Origin of the sequence: Haloplanus salinarum, from assembly GCF_024498175.1 — an archaeon.
GTDB lineage: Archaea > Halobacteriota > Halobacteria > Halobacteriales > Haloferacaceae > Haloplanus > Haloplanus salinarum.
Window position 1 is genome coordinate 1,103,639 of record NZ_CP101823.1, and the last position, 19,592, is coordinate 1,123,230.

The 19,592-nt window shown below is 69.0% G+C and carries 20 protein-coding genes; 16 read left to right on the forward strand and 4 right to left on the reverse strand.

Translation table 11 applies throughout. From position 1 onward, the window contains the following. Positions 1-43: 43 nt before the first annotated feature. From NO364_RS05830 to NO364_RS05840, 3 genes are all read right to left on the reverse strand, one after another. On the reverse strand, positions 44-730 hold the full coding sequence (locus NO364_RS05830; RefSeq protein WP_157688463.1) for a haloacid dehalogenase type II: 687 nt from the start codon (positions 728-730) through the stop codon (positions 44-46). A gap of 71 nt (positions 731-801) precedes the next feature. Next, positions 802-1,332, reverse strand: coding sequence for an Lrp/AsnC family transcriptional regulator (locus tag NO364_RS05835; RefSeq protein ID WP_157688464.1), 531 nt, complete (start codon positions 1,330-1,332; stop codon positions 802-804). 117 nt (positions 1,333-1,449) lie between these two features. After that, positions 1,450-2,886 carry an amidase gene (locus tag NO364_RS05840; protein WP_157688465.1) on the reverse strand — a complete coding sequence of 479 codons (1,437 nt, stop codon included), beginning with the start codon at positions 2,884-2,886 and terminating at the stop codon, positions 1,450-1,452. Positions 2,887-2,986: 100 nt separating this feature from the next. On the opposite strand from NO364_RS05840, the gene NO364_RS05845 reads away from it, so the two are divergent. The 16 genes from NO364_RS05845 (at position 2,987) to NO364_RS05920 (ending at position 18,874) form a co-directional block, all read left to right on the forward strand. Further along, positions 2,987-4,315, forward strand: coding sequence for an MmgE/PrpD family protein (locus NO364_RS05845; RefSeq protein ID WP_157688466.1), 1,329 nt, complete (start codon positions 2,987-2,989; stop codon positions 4,313-4,315). A gap of 45 nt (positions 4,316-4,360) precedes the next feature. Then, positions 4,361-5,563 (forward strand): acyl-CoA dehydrogenase family protein, encoded by a 1,203-nt coding sequence (locus tag NO364_RS05850; protein WP_157688467.1) that lies wholly within the window; start codon positions 4,361-4,363, stop codon positions 5,561-5,563. Positions 5,564-5,569: 6 nt separating this feature from the next. Continuing rightward, positions 5,570-6,154, forward strand: coding sequence for a MaoC family dehydratase (locus NO364_RS05855; protein ID WP_157688468.1), 585 nt, complete (start codon positions 5,570-5,572; stop codon positions 6,152-6,154). Further along, positions 6,151-7,608, forward strand: a complete 1,458-nt coding sequence (gene scpC, locus NO364_RS05860) for a succinyl-CoA:acetate CoA-transferase ScpC (RefSeq protein WP_257628775.1) — start codon at positions 6,151-6,153, stop codon at positions 7,606-7,608. The genes NO364_RS05855 and scpC overlap by 4 nt, the downstream gene beginning before the upstream one ends. A gap of 61 nt (positions 7,609-7,669) precedes the next feature. After that, entirely contained in the window at positions 7,670-8,050 is a 381-nt protein-coding gene (locus NO364_RS05865; RefSeq protein WP_157688470.1) for a tautomerase family protein, read from the forward strand. A 105-nt stretch (positions 8,051-8,155) separates the two neighbouring features. Then, a complete protein-coding gene (locus NO364_RS05870; RefSeq protein ID WP_157688471.1) occupies positions 8,156-9,406 on the forward strand; it encodes a Zn-dependent hydrolase in 1,251 nt (416 codons plus the stop codon). Beyond that, entirely contained in the window at positions 9,403-10,824 is a 1,422-nt protein-coding gene (locus tag NO364_RS05875) for an amidase (protein ID WP_157688472.1), read from the forward strand. Before NO364_RS05870 ends, NO364_RS05875 begins: the two co-directional genes overlap by 4 nt. Before the next feature lie 145 nt (positions 10,825-10,969). Then, the gene (locus NO364_RS05880; protein WP_157688473.1) at positions 10,970-12,352 is read left to right on the forward strand and encodes an amino acid ABC transporter substrate-binding protein; all 1,383 of its coding nucleotides are present in this window, start codon (positions 10,970-10,972) and stop codon (positions 12,350-12,352) included. A gap of 98 nt (positions 12,353-12,450) precedes the next feature. Continuing rightward, on the forward strand, positions 12,451-13,326 hold the full coding sequence (locus NO364_RS05885; protein ID WP_157688474.1) for a branched-chain amino acid ABC transporter permease: 876 nt from the start codon (positions 12,451-12,453) through the stop codon (positions 13,324-13,326). 4 nt (positions 13,327-13,330) lie between these two features. Then, a complete protein-coding gene (locus tag NO364_RS05890) occupies positions 13,331-14,335 on the forward strand; it encodes a branched-chain amino acid ABC transporter permease (RefSeq protein WP_157688475.1) in 1,005 nt (334 codons plus the stop codon). Next, complete coding sequence (locus NO364_RS05895) at positions 14,332-15,048, forward strand: ABC transporter ATP-binding protein (RefSeq protein WP_157688476.1); 717 nt, start codon at positions 14,332-14,334, stop codon at positions 15,046-15,048. Before NO364_RS05890 ends, NO364_RS05895 begins: the two co-directional genes overlap by 4 nt. After that, complete coding sequence (locus NO364_RS05900; RefSeq protein WP_157688477.1) at positions 15,045-15,761, forward strand: ABC transporter ATP-binding protein; 717 nt, start codon at positions 15,045-15,047, stop codon at positions 15,759-15,761. The genes NO364_RS05895 and NO364_RS05900 overlap by 4 nt, the downstream gene beginning before the upstream one ends. Positions 15,762-15,764: 3 nt before the next feature. Next, positions 15,765-16,928, forward strand: a complete 1,164-nt coding sequence (locus tag NO364_RS05905; RefSeq protein WP_257628776.1) for a M20 family metallopeptidase — start codon at positions 15,765-15,767, stop codon at positions 16,926-16,928. A gap of 55 nt (positions 16,929-16,983) precedes the next feature. Continuing rightward, positions 16,984-17,460, forward strand: coding sequence for a YbaK/EbsC family protein (locus tag NO364_RS05910; protein ID WP_157688479.1), 477 nt, complete (start codon positions 16,984-16,986; stop codon positions 17,458-17,460). A 95-nt stretch (positions 17,461-17,555) separates the two neighbouring features. Further along, positions 17,556-18,215: a hypothetical protein gene (locus NO364_RS05915; RefSeq protein WP_157688480.1), complete on the forward strand. Its 660-nt coding sequence runs from the start codon at positions 17,556-17,558 to the stop codon at positions 18,213-18,215. Then, on the forward strand, positions 18,215-18,874 hold the full coding sequence (locus NO364_RS05920; protein WP_157688481.1) for a DUF2238 domain-containing protein: 660 nt from the start codon (positions 18,215-18,217) through the stop codon (positions 18,872-18,874). Before NO364_RS05915 ends, NO364_RS05920 begins: the two co-directional genes overlap by 1 nt. Here the strand turns inward: NO364_RS05920 and NO364_RS05925 are convergent. Continuing rightward, positions 18,871-19,395 (reverse strand): DUF7344 domain-containing protein, encoded by a 525-nt coding sequence (locus tag NO364_RS05925; protein ID WP_257628777.1) that lies wholly within the window; start codon positions 19,393-19,395, stop codon positions 18,871-18,873. The genes NO364_RS05920 and NO364_RS05925 overlap by 4 nt on opposite strands. Positions 19,396-19,592: the final 197 nt, after the last annotated feature.

Below are 19,592 nucleotides of genomic sequence, written 5' to 3' on the forward strand. Positions count from 1 at the left end.
CAAAACGTCTACTTGGAACCGATACGTCGCCGCCCGACGACGGTCACTCCGCAGTCAGCAACGCCGTCACCTCCGCCATGGAGTCGGCGACGGCGTGGGGCTCCCCGTCGAACCGCGGCCATGGCGAACCGGTCCGGTCGAGCCAGATACCCTGCATGCCGGCGTTGGTACATCCCACGATGTCGCCCCATCCGGCACCGACGTGCACCACCCGCTCGATGGGGACGCCGAGTTCGTCGGCCGCGGCCTCGTAGATCCGCGGGGCCGGTTTGAACGTGCCGACCGTCGCGGCGCTGATCGTCGTTTCGACGAACGCCTCGGTGTCGGTCGTCTCCACGAGCGACTCCAGGAGCGACGGGTTCCCGTTCGAGAGTATCGCGATCCGGTAGCCCGCCGACGAGAGCGTCGCCATCCCCGACCGGACGTCGTCGAACGGGTCGAGGTCGTAGTAGACGTCCGTCATGTCCCGGAGTTCCGGCTCGGAGACGTCGATCCCGCGGGCGTCGAGCAGGTACGCCAGCGCGTCGCGGTGGAGGTCGTAGTAGGTCGGATCGACGTCCACGTGGGCGGCGACGGTCGCGAACTGCACCGCGAGGGAGTGCCACTCCGCGGCGACGGCCGCCGGGTCGTCGACGTACTCCTCGAGGACGCGCCCCGCCGACCGCGGATCGACGAGCGTGCTGTACGAGTCGAAGGTGACGACGTCGGCCCGCTCGTTATCGATGGCCATAGGCCGATAGTGCGGGACGGGCCGCTAAACGCTATCGGCGCTCCCGTGTCGATCGGTCCACACCGTCGGGCTCACTCGTCCTCGACGAGGTTCTCGCGCATCCCCTCGGAGAGGGTGGCGACCGTCCGGGGAGCGGTCTTGAGTTCGTCCATGACGAAGCGGGAGGACGTTTCGTCGACGCCCTCGACGGCGACCATCTTCTCGATGAGTCGGTTCATCTGCGAGCGGTTCTGGACCCGCGAGATGGCGACGAAATCGACGTCGCCCATCGTGTAGTACAGCTGTTCGACGCCGTCGATGTCGGCCAGATCCGTGCCGACGTGTTCGGAGTACCCGGGTTCGTGGACGACTGACACCTCGGTGATGGCGACCATGTTGAGTCCGAGCGACGTCGGATCGACGTCGGCCGTGACGCCGTCGATGACCCCCGCCTCCTTGAGTTTGTTCAGCCGGTAGTGGATCGCCGAGTTCGACAGCCCGAGTTCCGCCGACAGCTCCTTCAGACTCACGTCGAAGTCCTCGTCGACACACTCCAGCAATCGAAGGTCGGTCTCGTCCAAGTCGTCCGGCCCTTCCCACTCGTCCGGGTACGATTCCGACATGGCCGCAATTGTATTTCTACGTATACTAATATTTTCCGAATTTTTCGGTTGGGTGCCGGAAAGATTCGAATATATTTCGAACCGTCTACGTGAGGGGGCCGGACGTCGTCGGGACGCTCAGGCGGGGTAGTCGTCGTGCCACGGTCGGTGTCGTTCGACGGCCGCACTGGCGGCGAGGACCGTCGCGTCGTCGAACCGCGGGCCGGCGACCTGCATCCCGACGGGGAGCCCGTCGACGAGGCCGGCGGGCACCGACGCCGCCGGGTGGCCGCTGAGGTTGTACGGTTGGGTCAGCACCCAGCCACGGAGCGGTTCCACCTCGACGCCGTCGATGGTCTCCGGTTCCTCCCCGTGACGGAACGGCGTCGTCGCGAGCGTGGCCGACACCAGGAGGTCGTAGTCGGCGAAACAGTCCTGCAACGCGTCGAAGACGTCCGTCCGGACGGCGTCGGCGCGTTTGTACTCCCGGGTGGTCGGCGCGTCGGCGTCCATGATCAAGTCGACGAGGTACGGCCGGAGGCGGTCCCGGTCGTCGCCGTAGGGGTCGAACCCCTCCGCTTCGAGCGAGTCGAACAGCGACTGCCAGCGGACGCGAGCCATCGTGTAGTACGCCTCAAGGACGTCCTCGTGGTCGTGATCGAACGCGGGGTCGACGGTATCGACCGTCGCGCCCGCGGCCTCGAACGCCGAGACGGCGTCCGCCACCGTCTCGCGGACCGCCGGCTCGACGGGGTAGATCCCCAGCCCCGGGCTGAACGCGACCGAGAGGTCGTCGATCCGCCGGTCGACCGCGCTCCGGTAGTCGTCCGCCGCCGGCACCGAGAACGGATCGCGGGGGTGGACGCCCGCCATCACGTCCAGCGCGAGCGCCGCGTCCTCGACCGTCCGCGCGAGCGGGCCGTTGTGAGTGAACGGCGTGTGACTGGCGAAGCCGTTCGGGCGGTCGACGTTCGGGACCAGCCCGTAGGTCGGCTTGAGCCCGTAGACCCCACAGAAACTGGCGGGGATGCGGATCGAGCCGCCGGCGTCCGATCCCGGTGCCAGCGGGACGAGGTGATCGGCGAGCGCGGCCGCGGCGCCGCCCGAGGAGCCGCCGGAGACCCGCTCTGGGTCGAACGGGGTCGACGTCCGGCCGGCGACGCGGTTGTCGGTCGTCGTCCCCAGCCCGAACTCGGGCGTGTTCGTCTTGCCCACGACGACGGCGCCGGCCTCCCGGAGCCGTTCGACGAACGGCGAGTCGGCGTCGGCGACGTGGTCCTCGTAGAGCAGCGATCCCGACGTGGTCCGGACGCCGGCCACGTCGTCGAGGTCCTTGATCGCGACCGGGACGCCGTGGAGCGGCCCGAGCGGTTCGCCCGCCTCGATGGCCGCTGCCGCGTCGGCGGCCGACTCCCGCGCGAGTTCGTCCGTGACCGTGACGAAGGCGTTGGTCCGGTCGCCACGGTCGTGGATCCGTTCGAGGTACGCGTCGGCGACGTCGACGGGGGAGAGGGTTCCCTCCCGGACCCGCCTGGCGATACTGCTAGCCGACAGCCGAGTCGGATCGGTTCCCATGCCACCCCACACCGAGCGAACGGTGATAAAACAGGGTGTCGGGTGGGATCCCCGTCGGCGACCCCGACGATTAATGTCGCGGCGCTCGGTACGTGCTCGCATGCCAACACCGGAGCGGGCCATCGCGGAGTTCGTCTCGACGGTGACCTACGGGGACCTCCCGGCGTCGGTCGTCGATACCGTCACCCGGGCGTTCGTCGACACGGTCGGCGTGACGCTCGCTGGCTCCGTCGCGGACGCGGGGCGACGGGCGGCGGCGGCGACGGGCGTCGATCCGGACGAGGCCGCCCTCGGGGAGCGTCTCGGCGTCGACGCCGACGCGGCCACCGAGGGCGCGTTCAGGGTCGGCACCGCCGGGCACGCGCTCGACTACGACGACATGTCGCGAGCGATGGACGGCCACCCGAGCGTGACGCTCGTCCCGCCGCTGTTGACGCTCGCCCGCGAGGCCGACGCGAGCGGGCGCGACCTGATCACGGCCTACGTCGCAGGGTTCGAGGCGGCCTGTGCGCTCGCGGCGCCGATAACGCCGGGCCACTACGAGGCCGGCTGGCACGCGACGGCGACGCTCGGGACGTTCGGCGCGACGGCCGCGGCGGCGAACCTGCTGGACATGGACGCCGAGACCACGGAGCGGGCGCTCAACGCCGCGGCGTCGATGCCCGCCGGGCTGAAACGCAACTTCGGATCGGCCCTCAAACCGGCTCACGCCGGTCTCTGCTCGCGGTCCGGCGTCACTGCCGCCCGGATGGCCGAGAGCGGGTTCACCGCGGACGGGACGGCCATCAGCGGCGACGGGGGGTTCTGGGACCTCTACGGCGCGGGCGAGCGGGGCGCGTTCGACGTCGGCGACGGCCTCCGCCTCGAATCGAACGGGATCGACCGCAAGTCGTACCCCTGCTGTTATTTCACGCACACGGCCATCGCCGCGACCCGGTCGCTCGTGGAGGGGGGTGTCGATCCGTCGGCCGTCGAACGCGTCGACGTGACGGCCTCGGCGGCCGCGGCCGACGCGCTTCGGTATCCCGACCCCGAAACGGCCACGGAGAGCAAGTTCTCGATGGAACACGCCGTCGCGTGTGCGCTCGTCCGCGACCGGGTCGGTCTCGACGCGTTCGAGGCGGCGGCCCTCGAGGACCCCACGGTGAGTGCGCTCCGCGAGCGCGTCGACTTCGCCGCCGACCCCGACCGGCCGTACGACTCCTACGGCACGACGGTCGAGATCATCACCCGGACGGACACCGTCGTCGGCCGCCGGGACCATCCGCCGGGCGCCCACGAGGAGCCGCTGTCGGAGGCGACCCTGCGGACGAAGTTCGATGAGTGTGCGGGGCGGGTCCTGCCCTCAGGCCGGGTCGACGACCTCCACGACCTGCTCTCCGCGCTGCCGGAGCGGGACGACGTGGCCGGGGCGCTGACCGCCGTCTAGCGACCCACAGCAGTTTTACTTCCGGGTGGCCTGTGGTTGCGGACGATGGTATCAATCGACACGGTACCGCTCAGCGACGAGCAGCGGCTCGTTCGCGACTCGATCCGCGAGATCTGCGACGACTTCGACGACGAGTACTGGCGCGAGTGCGACCGGGCCGCCGAGTATCCACACGAGTTCGCCGAGACGCTCGCCGACAACGACTGGTTCGGCGCGCTCGTCCCGACCGAGTACGGCGGCGCGGGCATGTCGACGGCGGAGACGGTCGTGATGATGGAGGAAATCGCCGCCAGCGGCGGCGGGTTCGGCGCCGCACAGGCGGTCCACGGCGCCATCTACAACTCCGTGCCGCTCGTCGAGTACGGCAGCGAGCGCATGAAAGCGGAGTTGCTGCCGAAGGTAGCCGACGGGAGCGTCTCGATCCAGGCGTTCGGGCTGACCGAACCGAACGCGGGGTCGGACTCGACGGCCATCGAGACCCGCGCGGAGCGCGACGGCGACGAGTACGTCATCACCGGGCAGAAGGTCTGGACCTCGCGTGTCGACGTCAGCGACTACCTGGTGTTGATGGCCCGGACGACGCCCCGGGCGGACGTCGAGAAGCGGACCCACGGGATCACGATGTTCCTCGTCGACGTGGCGGAGGCCCGGGCGCAGGGAGCCATCGAGCTCGACCGGATCGACAAGACCGCGAGCCGGTTCGTCCACTCCTACGAGGTCTGGTTAGAGGACCTGCGCGTGCCGGCGGAGGCGGTCATCGGGGAGGTCGGCGAGGGCTTCTACCAGATGCTCGACGGCCTCAACGAGGAGCGCCTGGTCATCGCCGCCGAATGCGTCGGTCTCGGCGAGGCGGCACTCGACAAGGGCGTCGCGTACGCGAACGAGCGCGAGGTGTTCGACCGGGCGGTCGGGAAGAACCAGGCGATCCAGCACCCCCTGGCCGAGGCGTACGCGCGCCTGCTGGCGGCCAAGCAGGTCGTGTACGCCGCCGCCGACGCCGCCGACGGCGGGAGCGACCGGAGCGACCTGGGCGCTCGCGCCAACGTCGCGAAGTACCTCGCCGCCGACGCCGCCTTCGAGGCCGCCGACGCCGCCGTCCAGACACACGGCGGGTTCGGCGTCGCCCGGGAGTACGACGTCGAGCGGTATCTGCGCGAGGCGCGCCTGGCTCGACTCGTCCCGGTGACACAGGAACTGGCGCTCAACTACATCGGGGAGAACGTCCTCGGGCTCCCCCGTTCCTACTGACAACCCATGACCGACACGAACGACGCGGACGAGCGGGACAGCAACGGGACGGACAGACGCCTCGTCGCCGGGTGGCAGGGGCGCTACTACGAGGATTTCACCGTCGGCGACGTGTACAAGCACCCGTACGGGCGGACCGTGACCGAGACGGACAACGTCTGGTTCACGAACGTGACGATGAACGCCAACCCGATGCACTTCAACGAGGCGTACGCCGCCGAGACGGAGTTCGGCGAACGCCTCGTCGACGGCACCTTCGTCATCGCGCTCGCCGTCGGGATGAGCGTCGTCGACGTCTCCGCGAACGCGACGGCGAACCTCGGGTACGACGAGGTCCGTCACCACGCGCCCGTCTTCCACGGGGACACGCTGTTCGCCGAGTCCGAGGTCCTGGACAAACGCGAGAGCGACTCCCGCGACCACGTCGGCATCGTCACGACCGAACTCCGGGCGTACAACCAGCACGACGAGAAGGTGCTGTCGCTGGAGCGGACGCCCATGGTCCTGAAGCGGGAACACGCGGCACCCTCGGCCGCGCGCCCGACGGGGTGGCCCGAGGGCGTGGGAACCCAGCCCGAGGACCTGGAATGACGCCCGGGTCGGTGACGGATCGATTCGTCGGCGACCTGCCGGTCACCGACGCCGAGGGCGCGGCGGCGCTGGTCGCGGACGACGCGACCGTGTTGACGAGCGGGTTCGGCAGCGTCGGGTATCCGAAGGCCGTCCCGTTGGCCATGGCCGAGGCCGACCGCGACCGCTCGCTGACGGTGGTCTCGGGGGGAACCGTCGGCGACGAAATCGACACCGACCTCCTGGAGACCGGGGCCATCGACCGGCGGTTCCCGTACCAGGGGACGCGGGCGGCACGCGACGCGGTCAACGAGGGATCGGTCGCCTACGGGGACCGCCACGTCGGCGGCGTCGCCGACGAGGTGTCGTTCGGTCTGCTGGCCGACGCCGACGTGGCGGTCGTCGAGGCCGTCGCCGTCGGCGAGGACTGGCTCGTCCCGTCGACGTCGGTCGGCCAGACGCCCGCGTTCGTCGAGGCCGCACCGCGACTGATCGTCGAGGTCAACCGCGCACAGCCGCTCGAACTCGCCCGGTTCCACGACGTCTACCGGCCGTCCGCCCCGCCCGACCGCGACCCGATCCCGTTGTCGGCGCCCGACGGTCGGATCGGCGACCCGTTCGTCCCCTTCGATCCCGAGCGACTGGTCGCCGTCGTCGAGACCGACCGCCCCGACTCGCCGTACGAGTTCCGCGACCCGACCGACGACGACCTGGCCATCGCTCGCCACCTCGCCGACTTCCTCGCCGACGAGGTGACGCGGAACCCGGTGCTCGCGGAGTCGGTGAACCTCCAGTTCGGCGTCGGGAGCCTCGGTAACGCCCTGATGGGCGAACTGTCCGGGCTCGACGTCGGGGATCGGACGCTCGGCTACTTCGGGGAGGTGATCCAGGACGGCCTGCTTGACCTCGCGGACCGGGGGCGTCTCGCGTACGCGAGCGCAACCTCGCTGGCGCTGTCGCGCGACGGGCAGCGCCGCCTGTTCGATGATCTCGACCGGTACGCGACGGAGTTCGTGCTCCGGCCGACCGACGTCTCGAACAGCCCGGCGCTCGTCGACCGGTTCGGCGTCGTCGCGGTCAACAGCGCCCTCGAGGTCGACGTCTACGGTCACGCCAACTCGACGCACGTCGACGGCTCGCGGGTCATCAACGGCGTCGGTGGCAGCGGCGACTTCACCCGCAACGCCCTCGTGTCCGTCCTCGCGCTCCCGTCGACCGCGAGCGACGGGGCGGTCTCCCGCGTCGTTCCGATGGTCCCCCACGTCGACCACACGGAACACGACGTCGACGTGATCGTCACCGAACACGGCGTCGCCGACCTCCGGGGGCTGTCGCCCCGGGAGCGCGCCGCGGCCGTCGTCGAGCGCTGTGCCGACCCCTCGGTCCGGCCGGCGCTCGAGGCGTACCTCGACCGCGCCGACGAGGGCGGGGGCCACGAGCCACACGACCTCGATACCGCCTTCGACTGGCGCTGACCGCGCCGTCGATCCGCCATCCTGCCGAACAGTTACGTGTCCGGCCGCCGTCGCTGGGCGCATGCCGTATCTCGCGCTCGATACGACGGCGGAGCCGTCGGCCGACGACCGGCGGGCGTGCACCGAGGCACTGACCGACCGCTACGTCGAGGAGATGGCCACGACCCCGGGGCACATCGCCGTGGCGATCCGCGAACATCCGCCGAGCGCCATGTCGCTCGGCCGGGCCGAGGAGGGACCGATCGCGGTCCTGGACGCCGACGTCCGTCGGGGGCGGTCGTTCGAGCGCCGCCGGTCGTTCGGCCTCGCGGTCGTCGACTGGCTCGAGGAGGCGTGGGGAGTCCCGCGGCCGAACGTGAAAGTCGCGTTCACCCAGCACGACGGCGAGGAACTCATGGGCGCCGACCGCGTCGGCGGCGAGTGGTCGCCCGACGAGGCGTGAGACGGGCGCGAGTGACCCCGACCGTCCGGTGTGGGGGGTCGCCGCCGCGGTAGCACGCCCGAGGCGGCGACGGACATATCCGTGATCCGGGCAACGGGATGGGGTATGGTACTCGACATCGACCGGGACCGATTCGTGGAGACGATGAAACGACAGGCCGAGATCGGCGCGAACGAGAACGGGGGCCTGGATCGGTTGACGCTGACCGACGCCGACCGCGAGGTCCGCGACTGGTTCCGCGACCAACTCGACGCGCTCGACCTCGACGTGAGGGTCGACGAGATGGGAAACACCTTCGGACGCCGACCGGGGGCGAGCGACGACGGCGCTGTCCTGCTGGGCTCTCACCTCGATTCACAGCCGAACGGCGGCATCTACGACGGCCCGCTGGGGGTCGTCGCCGCCCTGGAGTTCCTCCGGACGCTCGAGGACGAGGGCATCGAGACGGAGCGCCCGGTCGAAATCGTCAACTGGACCAACGAGGAGGGCTCCCGGTTCCAGCCGGCGATGATGGCCAGCGAGGTGTGGGCGGGGAAGACGTCGGTCGAGGCGGCCTACGAGACCACCGACGGCGACGGCGTCCGGTTCGTGGACGCCCTCGAACGCATCGGCTACCGGGGCGACACGCCCGCCGAACCGCAAGGGCCGTACGACTCCTACCTCGAACTCCACGTCGAACAGGGGCCGTTCCTCGAACGCGGCGGCCACGACGTCGGCGTCGTCACCGGCATCGTGGGGCTCCAGTGGGGGGAGATCACCTTCCACGGCGAGGCCAACCACACGGGGACGACGCCGATGCAGTACCGCAACGACGCGCTCGTCGCCGCGAGCGACGTGATCACGGGGATCCGCCGTCTGCCGGGGACGCTCGGCGACCGAACCGTCGCGACGACGGGCGACATCGACGTCGAGCCCGGGTCGATCAACATCATCCCCGAGGAGGTCCGGTTCACGTTCGACGTCCGTGACCCCGACGACGACGTGATCGCCGAGGGGTTAGAGCGGATCAAAGCCGAGATGCGCGCCGCCGCCGAGCGCGAGGGCGTCGACTGGGAGTACGAGGAGCGCATGTCCGCCGCGAGCGTCGACTTCGCCGACCGGTGCGTGTCGGCCGTCCGCGAGGCGGCCGCCGACCTCTCGTACGACGCCCGCGAGATGGTCAGCGGCGCGGGGCACGACGCCACCCACGCCGCCAGCGTCTGTGACACCGCGATGGTGTTCGCGGTCAGCGAGGGTGGGAAGAGCCACACGCCGGACGAGTACACCAGTTGGGACGACTGCCACGCCGCGGCCGAAACCTACGCGAACGCGGCGCTCCGTCTCGCCGGCGTCGCCGACGGGAGTGAGTCGGCGTGAGCGACGACTCGGAGCGGATGCGCGAGGTCGCGGACCGCCTCGGGTTCGAGCCGCCGGCCGAGGTGGTCGAGTGGTGTCTCGACACGGCGCGGTCGCTCCGCGAGACGGCCGACGAACTCGACGAAGCCGGGACCGTGGCGGTGACGACGGATCCCGACGTGGAGCCGAGCGACGAGCGGGGGGCGTTCCTCGCCACGTACGACGAGCCGCGACGCGAGTCGGAGACCGGGCCGCTGGCCGGGGCAACGGTCGCGGTCAAGGACAACATCGCCGCCGCGGGGCTGCCCATGACCTGTGGCTCGGACCGGGTTTCGGCGACCCCCGAATCGGACGCGGCCGTCGTCGAACGCCTCCTCGACGCCGGCGGGGCGCTGGTCGGCAAGACCAACATGGACGCGTTCGCCCTCGGGCCGAGCGGCGAGTTCAGCGACTACGGCCGGGTCGAGAACCCCGTCGCAGCCGACAGGGTTCCCGGCGGCACCTCCTCCGGGAGCGGCGTCGCCGTCGCGGACGGCCGGGTCGACGCGGCTCTGGGGACCGACACCGGCGGCTCGATCCGGATTCCGGCGGCGTGCTGTGGCGTCGTCGGCATCAAGCCCACGCACGGCTACGTCCCGCGCCACGGGTTCGTCTCGTTCGGCCCGTCGCTGGACACCATCGGTCCGCTAGCACGCGACGTCGACACCGCGGCCCGGGCGCTGGCGGCGGTGGGCGGCGCGGACCACCGTGATCCGACCTCGGCGGGCGACCCGCCGGCCGATCCGACCGACCCACTCGACCGGGACGGAAACGTGACCGTCGGGATGCCCGAACCCTTCTTCGAGGCGAGCGACGACGCGGTGGCCGAGGCCGTCCGCTCGGCCGTCGACACCGCGGACGTCCGGGCGACGCCGGTTTCCCTGTCCCTCGGCGCCGTCGAGGCGGCGTACTTCCTGATCGGCGCGACGGAGTTCATCTGGTACGTCGACCAGGACGGCACCGTGCGCGGCCAGGGGCCCGACTACTCGACGGCGGTGCGGGCGTTCGTCGCGGCGAGCAAGGAGACCGACCTCGGCGACCACATCACGAAGCGGGTGCTCCCCTCGGCGTATCTCGACGCCGAAACGGACGGCGACGTCTATCGACGGGCGCGGCGGGAGGCCATCGCGTTCGAACGGCGCGTCGACGCGGCGCTGGCCGACGTGGACGCGCTAGTCGTCCCCACGATACGGACCCTCCCGCCCGAATACGGGCGGATGGAGTCCATAGACGACATGCTGACGCTGCTCGGCAACACCGCACCGTTCAACCTCTCGCGACACCCGGCGACGTCCGTCCCGGTCGATGCGGTCGACGGTCTCCCCGTCAGCGCGCAGGTCGTCGGTCCGCGGTTCGAGGATTTCACCACGCTGTCGATAGCCGGGCGCCTCGCGAGGTAGGACCCGACGGACCGACCGCCGGTCACGAGGCGCCGATGGCGCCCGTCGGATGCCGAAACCATACTAGGACATAATATTATTCGACGATTGGTTCGAACGTTGAAACAGCGTCAGATATATATGTGTGAAAACTGACTCACCTTCTATGTCAGAGGGTGACTCCCACGGCAACGAACGAGACGATCGATCGGTAACCGTCCCGCGTCGTCGGATGCTCGGAACGCTCGGCGCCGCGGGCCTCGGAATCGTCGCTGGCTGTAGCGGCGGCGGTGGCGGTGGCGGCGACGGCGGCGACGGCGGCGACGGCGGTGACGGCGGTGACGGCGGTGATGGCGGTGACGGCACCACCACGACCACGGCGTCCTCGTCGTCGTCGGAGCCGATCACGATCGGGGCCAGCGCGGCGCTGACCGGCAAGTACTCCCTCGAAGGGACCACGATGCGGGAGGGGTACCAGGCGTGGATCCAGGACGTGAACGAGAACGGCGGCCCCCTCGGGGACGAACCCGGGCTCCTCGGTCGCGACGTGGAACTCGTCACGTACGACGACCAGTCCGACCCGTCCCGGGCGGTCAACCTCTACCAGCGTCTGATCAACCAAGACGAGGTCGACGTGCTCATGGGGCCGTACTCCAGTGCGGTGTCGACGTCGGTCATCCCGATCATCGAGCAGAACCAGAAGGCCTGTGTGATGCCGATGATGTCCGACACGAGCGTCCTCTCCGAGCGTGACGTCAGTTACATCACGCAGGCGATCGCCCCATCGGGGACGTACGTGAAGGGTGCGATCGACATCGCGGCCTCGAACGGCGCCGAGAACCTCGCGGTGGTCTACGAGGACTCGGCGTTCCCGACGAGCGTCGCGGAGGGGCACATCCCGTACGCCGAAGAGCAGGGCCTGGAGGTCGTCCACAATGAGGCCTACCCCAAGGACATCAACGACTACACCCCGATCATGAACAAGGTCCAGTCGGCGGGGGCGGACATCGTCATCGGCGGCGGGTACACGCCCGACGCGGTCGGACTGACGAACGCCGCCCAGTCGATCGGCTTCAGCCCGGGCATCTTCGGGTGGGTCGTCGGCTCGCAGGTCCCCGGCTACTACGAGTCGGTCGGCGGGGCCGCACACGGGGTCACCGGCGACCTCTTCTGGGCGCCGTGGTTCGAGGTGCCGCACAACGAGGCGTTCACAGACTCGTTCATGAGTGTCCACAGCGGCAAGTACGAGTCGACGAGCGACATCGACTACCACTCGGCCGGTGGCTACGCGGGCATGATGGTCATGGCCGAGGCGATCCGCACGGTCGGCGAACTCGACCAGGCCGCCATCGCCGAGCAGCTCCACGAACTGGAGCTCGGCATCCCGTTCGCGAACGGGGTGTACGAGGTCGACGACCAGGGGATCCAGGTCGGACAGGCGCCGAGCCTCGGCCAGTGGCAGGAAGCCGAGGACGGACTGGAGCGTGAGGCCGTCTGGCCCGACGAGTACGCCACCGCGGAGCCGGTCTACCCGCACCCCGGCTGGTAACGAAGCATCGGCGGTCGTCGGCGTACCGCCCACGGTCGGTACGGCCGGTTCGTACCCCCTCCACAACCGCTCTCCACACACATACGACATCGACAACAATGGCATTACACGAACTACTCATCGAGTTGGTCGTCTTGGGGATCTTCCTCGGGGCGTTCTACGGGCTCGCGGCGCTGGGATTGAGTCTCGTATTCGGCGTGCAGAACGTCATCAACCTCGCACACGGCGAGTTCCTGATGATCGGGGCGTATCTCACCTTCTTCGGGTGGTCGCTGTTCGACCTCCATCCGTTGATCAGCATCATCCTGGTCGTCCCGGTGACGTTCGTCATCGGGGTGGCCATCCAGTGGGGACTGCTCGAGCGGATCGACCTGAGCAACGAACTCACGACGCTGATCTTCACCTTCGGCCTCGCGTTGACGATCAGGGGACTGGCGACGTACTCGATAAACACGTCGTACCAGGCGGTCTCGTTCCTGAGCGAATCGGTCACCGTCGGTCCGGCCTCGTTCTCGCTGAACCGACCGTTCGCGTTCGTGCTGTCGGTCGTCTCGGCGGCCCTGTTCTTCGCGTTCCTCAAGTACACCGACTGGGGGAAGGCGATCCGGGCCACCTCACAGAACGCGGACATCGCACGCGCCTGTGGCATCCGGACCAAGCGGGTCAGGATGGTGACGTTCGGCCTCGGCGCGTCGCTGGCGGGTATCGCCGGCGGCATCGCCGGCATCCTCTATACGATCTTCCCCGCGATGGGCCTCGAGTACCTGCTCCGTGCGTTCGTGGTCGTCGTGGTCGGCGGCCTCGGGAGTCTGATCGGGGCGCTCGTCGCGGGCATCGGGTTCGGGATCGTGGAGTCGTTCGGGACCTTCTACGCCACGCCGACCATCGCCTCGCTGTTGGCGTTCGTGGTGTTGATCCTGACGCTGCTCGTCCGCCCGCAGGGACTGTTCGGCCGCGTGGATACGGAGGACTGATACCATGGGAACCATCGAACTCCCCGACGGAGCCACGTCACTCGGCGGACGTATCGAAGACACCCTCGACTCGCTGTCGGTCGTCCACCGGGCGGTCGCCCTGGCGGTAGTGGTCGGCGCCCTGTTGACGCTCCCGCAGTTCCTGAACAACTACCTCGTCCAGGTGCTGTTCATCATCTTCCTGTTCATCACCCTCGGGTTCGGCTGGAACATCCTCTCGGGGTTCACCGGCTACATCAACTTCGGATACGCCGGGTTCGTCGGACTCGGTGCGTACGTGACCGTCATCACCATCGTCGACTTCGGACTGCCGTGGTTCGCCGCGCTCCTGCTCGCGGGGCTGGTGACCGCCGTCTTCGGGACGATCATCAGCGCGCCGATCCTCCGGCTGGACGGCGCGTACTTCGCCATCGCGATGCTGTCGCTGGCGACGGCGGGCCGGCTCGCGATGTCGACCGAGTACCTCTCGGGGATCACCCGCGGCGGGTCCGGGATCTCGTTTTTCCCGGCGCTGTCGTACACCGAACAGTACTACCTGGCGGTGGTGCTGGCGGTCGGGGCGGGCTATTTCACCTACCGGCTGGCCAACTCCCCGCTCGGGCTTCGGCTGCTCGCCATCCGGGAGGACGAACTCCTCGCGTCGGCGTTGGGCGTCAAGGCGACGCGTGAGAAACTGCTCGCGATGTTCGTCCACTCCATGATCGCCGGCATCGCGGGCGGACTCCTCGCCTTCAACCTCTCGTATATCGACCCACAGACCGTGTTCGACATCCGGTACACCGAGTTGCCGATCGTGATGGTGCTGTTCGGCTCGCCGGGGACCGTCCTCGGCCCGATCCTCGGCGGCGTCGCGTTCATCATCGTCTCGGAGCTGCTGTGGTCGTCGTTCCCGACGCTCCACCAGTTCTTCTTCGGGCTCGCCATCATGTTCGTGGTGATCTTCCTGCCGCGTGGGCTGGTCGAGCGACTCAAGGACAAGGGCCTGCTCCCCCGACGGAGGTCATTATGAGCGGCGATTCGATCCTCGAAATCGAGTCGATCCGCAAGGAGTACGGCAGCCTCGTCGCCGTCGACGACGTCTCGTTCGACGTCGAGCGGGGCCAGATCCTCGGCCTGATCGGTCCCAACGGGGCGGGGAAGTCGACGCTGTTCGACCTCATCACCGGCGTTCAGACCCCCGACGGCGGGACCGTCAACTACGACGGGCAGGACATCACCGGCAACTCGCTCGAACGGAACGTCGAACTCGGCCTCGTGCGGACGTTCCAGCAGACCCGCGTCCTCGGACAGATGACGGTCCGGGAGAACCTGCTCGTGGCGAGTCAGCTGTCGGACCAGCCCCGCGAGCGCGCCGACGAACTCCTCGACGTGATCGAACTCACCGAAAAGAGCGACATCCTGGCCGAGGGGCTCTCGTTCGGCCAGCAGAAGCTCATCAGCATCTCACAGGCGCTGATGCTCGATCCGGAGATCATCCTGCTCGACGAACCGCTCGCTGGCGTCAACCCGACCATGGAGAACAAGATCCTCGATCTGATCCACGAGATGCACGACGAGGGAACGACGTTCGTCTTCGTCGAACACGACATGGACGTCATCATGTCCGAGTGTGAGGACATCGTCGTCATGAACTCCGGACGACTGCTCACCCGAGGACCACCGAAGCAGATCCAGAACGACGACAGAGTCATCGAGGCGTACTTCGGAGGTGAGGGGGCGTGAGCGCCGACCCGATCCTCGACGCCGAGGACATCACCAGCGGCTACGGCAACAACGAGATCGTTCACGGGGTCGACCTCCACGTCGCGGACGGCGAATCGGTCTGTATCATCGGGCCGAACGGCGCCGGGAAATCGACCGTCCTGAAGACGCTGACCGGCTACATCCCCTGCTGGTCGGGGACCATCCGCTTCAACGGCGAGGACGTAACCGACGCCGAGACGGAGGACCTCATCGAACGGGGCATCAGCATCGTCCCACAGGGGGCGTCGACGTTCCCGGAGATGACCGTCAGCGAACACCTCGATATGGGCGCCTGGCTCCTCGACGACGACGCGAAACAGGAGAGCCTCGAGTTCGTCTACGACCTGTTCCCGCGGATCGAGGAGCGACTGGGCCAGAAGATCAAGACGATGAGCGGCGGCGAACAGCAGATGGTCTCCATCGCACGGGCGCTGATGATCGATCCGGACCTGCTGGTCCTCGACGAGCCGTCGCTGGGGCTGGCTCCCAACCTCGTCGACGAGGTGTTCGACCTCATCAACAGGGTCCAGGCCGCCGACGTGAGCATCCTGATGGTCGAACAGAACGCCGCGAAGGCCCTCGACAACACCGACCGCGGCTACGTCATCGAGATGGGTAACGTGGAGTACGTCGACGTGAGTGACAAGCTCGCGGACGATCCGGAAGTCAAACAGCTGTACCTCGGAGGCTGACCGATGAGCACACACAGCGATCGGCTCGAACGCATCGTCTCGGAACTCGTCGCCCGCGAGTCGGAGAACCCGCCGGGCAACGAGGCCGCCGTCGCGGAGTTCGTCCACGAGTGGTTCGGCGACCGGGGTATCGACGCCGACTTCGTAACGCGGCCGGACCCGGACCGCCCGCAGGTCGCCGCCCGGGTCGGCGACGGGGAGCCGACGGTCGTCCTCAACGGCCACATCGACGTCGTCCCCGCCGGCGACCGCTCGAAGTGGACACACGACCCCTACGGCGCCGCGGTGGTTGACGGAACCCTCTACGGACGCGGGAGCGCCGACATGAAGACGGGCGTGGCGCTCGGGATGTTGGCGACTGCGGACTTCGCGTCGGCCTTCGACGGCGGCAAGGTCGACGGGAGCGTCGTCTTCCACGCCGCGATGGGCGAGGAGACCGCCGAACCGGGGACGAAGACGCTCCTCGAATCCGGATACGACGGGGATTACGGCGTCGTCCTCGAACCGACGGGGATGCGCACCGCGACCAGCGAGAAGGGGCTGGCGTGGTACGAGATCACCGTCGCGGGCGACCCATCCCACGCGAGCCGTCCCGACCAGGGCGACAACGCCATCGCGAACGCGCGGCCCGTCCTGGACGCACTCGACGCGTACGACACACGGGTCCGCGAGCGCCGTCACGACCTGCTCGGCCCGGCGTACGCGACGACGACGTGTCTCGAAACGGGGGTGAAGGAGAACGTCGTCCCCGGGAGCGCGACGATCACCGTCGACAGACGCCTGCTGCCGTCCGAGGACGTGACCGACATCGACGCGGAGGTCGACGCCCTGCTCGACGATGTCGAGTCCGAGCACGGCGTCCGGACGGACTGGGAACGGACCCGGACCTACGAACCGGCAGAGATCCCGGTCGACAACCCGCTCGCGTCGGTCTTCCGCGAGCAGTCCGCCGAGATTGCGGGCGTCCCGGACGATCCGTGGGGGATCGAGGCCTCGACCGACGTGCGCAACTTCGTCAACGACGCCGGAACGCCGGCGATCACATGGGGTCCCGGGGACCTCGATCAGGCACACACCGTCGACGAGTGTATCGACCTCGCGCACGCGACGACGGCGCTCGACGTGCTCGAAGCGTCGCTCACCGAACTCTTCGAGGCGGACGGGTAGGCGACGACCTCGCGCCGACCGTCACGACTAACCGAGGTGGGGCCGACCGCCCGGTATGCATCCGACGGTCGAATCCTTCATCGAGCGGGCACGGGACCGACACGGGATCGAGGTCGAGGTCCACGAGTTCCCGGACGGAACGCAGACCGCGGCGGCGGCCGCGACGGCCGTCGACTGTGCGGTCGGCCAGATCGTCAAGAGCATCGTCATGCAGGTGGGCGACCGGCCCGTCCTCGTCCTGACCAGCGGCGCCAACCGCGTCGACGAGGGGGCACTGGCCGCGGAGTTCGACGCCGATCCCGACCGGGTCCGGTCCGCCGACGCCGCGACGGTCAAGGCGGCGACCGGGTGGAGTATCGGCGGCGTCCCCCCGTTCTGTCACGACACCGACCTCCCGACGCTGGCCGACCCCGCATTCGAGGCGTACGACACCCTCTGGGCCGCGGCCGGAACGCCGGAGACGGTGTTCCCGCTCCCGCGGGCGACGCTCGTCGACGCCGCCGAGCCGCGGTTCGTCGACGTCTACGAGTGAGGGCCATCCGTCGGCGCGACGAGCCGCCGAGCCACGGCCGGTGACGCCACCGCTCATCCCAAGCGATTTGACCGGGCCCACCCGAACGTCTACCGATGTCGACTCCCGAACCCCGCCCCTCGCCGGGGCTCCTCGATCTGTTCGAACGCCGGGGCCTGAACGCCGCCCTCGGATGGGCGTTCGTCGGGATCCTTCTCGTCTCCGCGGGCGTCGCGGTCGGCGGCGGTCGCCCGCTCTGGGCGGGGTTCACCCTCGCCCTCGCCGCCCTCGCCGTCGCGCCGGCGGTCGCCCGCCGCCGCGTCGACGCGATGGTTCCGTGGGAGGTGCTGGCGCTCGCATCCGTCCCGGCACTGGGTCGCCTGCTCGTCGTCGGTCGGACCGTCGGCGGCGTGACACTCACGGGGCGGATCACGACGTACGTCGCCGTCGCGGCCGCCGCGCTCATCATCGCGGTCGAACTCGACGTGTTCACGCCGGTGCGGATGACCCACTCCTTCGCGGTGCTTTTCGTGGTCGTCGCCACCGTCGCCACCGCAGGAGTCTGGGCCGAGGCGCGGTGGCTCTCCGATACGCTGCTCGGGACGAGCGTCCTGCTCGACGGGCGGGACGAACACGTCATCGAGACGGCGCTCATGTGGGACTTCGTGGCCGCGACGGTCGCCGGCGTCGTCGCCGGCGTGGTCTTCGAGTATTACTTCCGGCGCTTCGCCGACGCCACGCCCCGCTATCCGACCGATGCGGGTGGTGAGGACTGATGCGTCTGCGCGACTATCTGGGACTGAGCGAACGTCGGCAACGACAGCTCTCGCGGGCCATGCAGTTGACCCTCGTCGGGTTCGTCGGCGTCGGACTCTACGACGGCAATCCGGGCATCGTCGTCAATGCGGTCATCGGCCTCGGCGTGACCCACTTACCCGCGATACTCGAACGCGATTATCAGATCCCGATGGATCCCGCCCTGACCCTCTGGATCACCGTGGCCGTCTTCCTCCACTCGCTCGGGACCGCCGGGCTGCCGGGAGCGAGCGTCAACCTCTATCGCAGCGTCTGGTGGTGGGACCACCTCACCCACACGCTGTCGTCCTCCATCGTCGCCGCGGCGGGCTACGCGACCGCCCGCGCCATCGAACTCCACTCGGACGACGTCTCGCTCCCCGAGCGGTTCATGTTCGTGTTCATCCTGCTTTTCGTCCTCGCCTTCGGCGTGTTCTGGGAGGTCATCGAGTTCGGCGTCGCGGGCGTCGCCTCGCTATCGGGCACCCAGAGCGTCCTCACGCAGTACGGTCTCGACGACACGATGCTCGACCTGCTGTTCGACACGCTCGGCGGAATCATCGTCGCGGTGTGGGGGACGGCCCACCTGACTGATCTGGTGGGCGTGCTCTCCGCACGCTTCGAGAACACGGACGCCTAGCGCTCGTCGAGGGCCTGGGCGACCGAGACGGCGGCGAAGAGCCCCGACGCGAGGACCGCGTAGCCCAGTCCGGGCACCGCAGCGAAGGGTGGGACCCCGGCGGCGGCCAGCGCCACCGGGACCGTGACGGCGGCGGCGACGACGAGATACCGTCGCCACCAGTCGACCCGCTCCCGATCGGTGACGGCATCGAGGTACGCGAGACAGGCCTCGGCGCCGTCGGCGAGCGCAACCCGTCCCGCCCGCCGGTCGTAGTCGACGATGTCCCGGTCGGCGAGTTTCGGGAGGTGCATCTGGTAGAGCGCCGTCTGGACCCGCTTGCGCTGTTTGTACGTGACCTCGTCGGGCGCGCAATCGTTCTCGATGGCGGCGACGTGCTCGCTCAGCTCCCGCAGGTCGACCGGCCCCTCGCGGTCACGCAGGTAGTTGATGACCTCGCGACGCCGCTCGTTTCGCAACATCGAGAACAGCGCGTCCCGGGAGAGTCGGTCGGGTTCGGCGGGGCGGAGTTGTGGCGCCATGGCTCACCAGGCCCACACCGTCCTCTCGGCCGTCGGTCCACGCTCCCCTCGATCCATGGTCCGAAGCGTGCACTCCGACGGCATAGTGTTACCTCCTGCGCCCACGCCACGTTCCCGCACGCGGTCGCCCAGCCCCACCCGGCGTACGCACGCCGTGGAAACGGTGGGGTCGATGACGCACGCCGTGAGCGAACGAA

What these genes read in the sequence shown, in the direction of transcription:
- NO364_RS05895 (WP_157688476.1), top strand. Translation starts at nt 14,332, where the DNA reads ATGAGCGGCGATTCGATCCTCGAAATCGAGTCGATCCGCAAGGAGTAC.
- NO364_RS05865 (WP_157688470.1), top strand. Translation starts at nt 7,670, where the DNA reads ATGCCGTATCTCGCGCTCGATACGACGGCGGAGCCGTCGGCCGACGAC.
- NO364_RS05870 (WP_157688471.1), top strand. Translation starts at nt 8,156, where the DNA reads ATGGTACTCGACATCGACCGGGACCGATTCGTGGAGACGATGAAACGA.
- NO364_RS05850 (WP_157688467.1), top strand. Translation starts at nt 4,361, where the DNA reads ATGGTATCAATCGACACGGTACCGCTCAGCGACGAGCAGCGGCTCGTT.
- NO364_RS05925 (WP_257628777.1), bottom strand. Translation starts at nt 19,395, where the DNA reads ATGGCGCCACAACTCCGCCCCGCCGAACCCGACCGACTCTCCCGGGAC.
- NO364_RS05845 (WP_157688466.1), top strand. Translation starts at nt 2,987, where the DNA reads ATGCCAACACCGGAGCGGGCCATCGCGGAGTTCGTCTCGACGGTGACC.
- NO364_RS05915 (WP_157688480.1), top strand. Translation starts at nt 17,556, where the DNA reads ATGTCGACTCCCGAACCCCGCCCCTCGCCGGGGCTCCTCGATCTGTTC.
- NO364_RS05840 (WP_157688465.1), bottom strand. Translation starts at nt 2,886, where the DNA reads ATGGGAACCGATCCGACTCGGCTGTCGGCTAGCAGTATCGCCAGGCGG.
- NO364_RS05855 (WP_157688468.1), top strand. Translation starts at nt 5,570, where the DNA reads ATGACCGACACGAACGACGCGGACGAGCGGGACAGCAACGGGACGGAC.
- NO364_RS05920 (WP_157688481.1), top strand. Translation starts at nt 18,215, where the DNA reads ATGCGTCTGCGCGACTATCTGGGACTGAGCGAACGTCGGCAACGACAG.
- NO364_RS05835 (WP_157688464.1), bottom strand. Translation starts at nt 1,332, where the DNA reads ATGTCGGAATCGTACCCGGACGAGTGGGAAGGGCCGGACGACTTGGAC.
- NO364_RS05905 (WP_257628776.1), top strand. Translation starts at nt 15,765, where the DNA reads ATGAGCACACACAGCGATCGGCTCGAACGCATCGTCTCGGAACTCGTC.
- NO364_RS05910 (WP_157688479.1), top strand. Translation starts at nt 16,984, where the DNA reads ATGCATCCGACGGTCGAATCCTTCATCGAGCGGGCACGGGACCGACAC.
- NO364_RS05830 (WP_157688463.1), bottom strand. Translation starts at nt 730, where the DNA reads ATGGCCATCGATAACGAGCGGGCCGACGTCGTCACCTTCGACTCGTAC.
- NO364_RS05890 (WP_157688475.1), top strand. Translation starts at nt 13,331, where the DNA reads ATGGGAACCATCGAACTCCCCGACGGAGCCACGTCACTCGGCGGACGT.
- scpC (WP_257628775.1), top strand. Translation starts at nt 6,151, where the DNA reads ATGACGCCCGGGTCGGTGACGGATCGATTCGTCGGCGACCTGCCGGTC.
- NO364_RS05885 (WP_157688474.1), top strand. Translation starts at nt 12,451, where the DNA reads ATGGCATTACACGAACTACTCATCGAGTTGGTCGTCTTGGGGATCTTC.
- NO364_RS05880 (WP_157688473.1), top strand. Translation starts at nt 10,970, where the DNA reads ATGTCAGAGGGTGACTCCCACGGCAACGAACGAGACGATCGATCGGTA.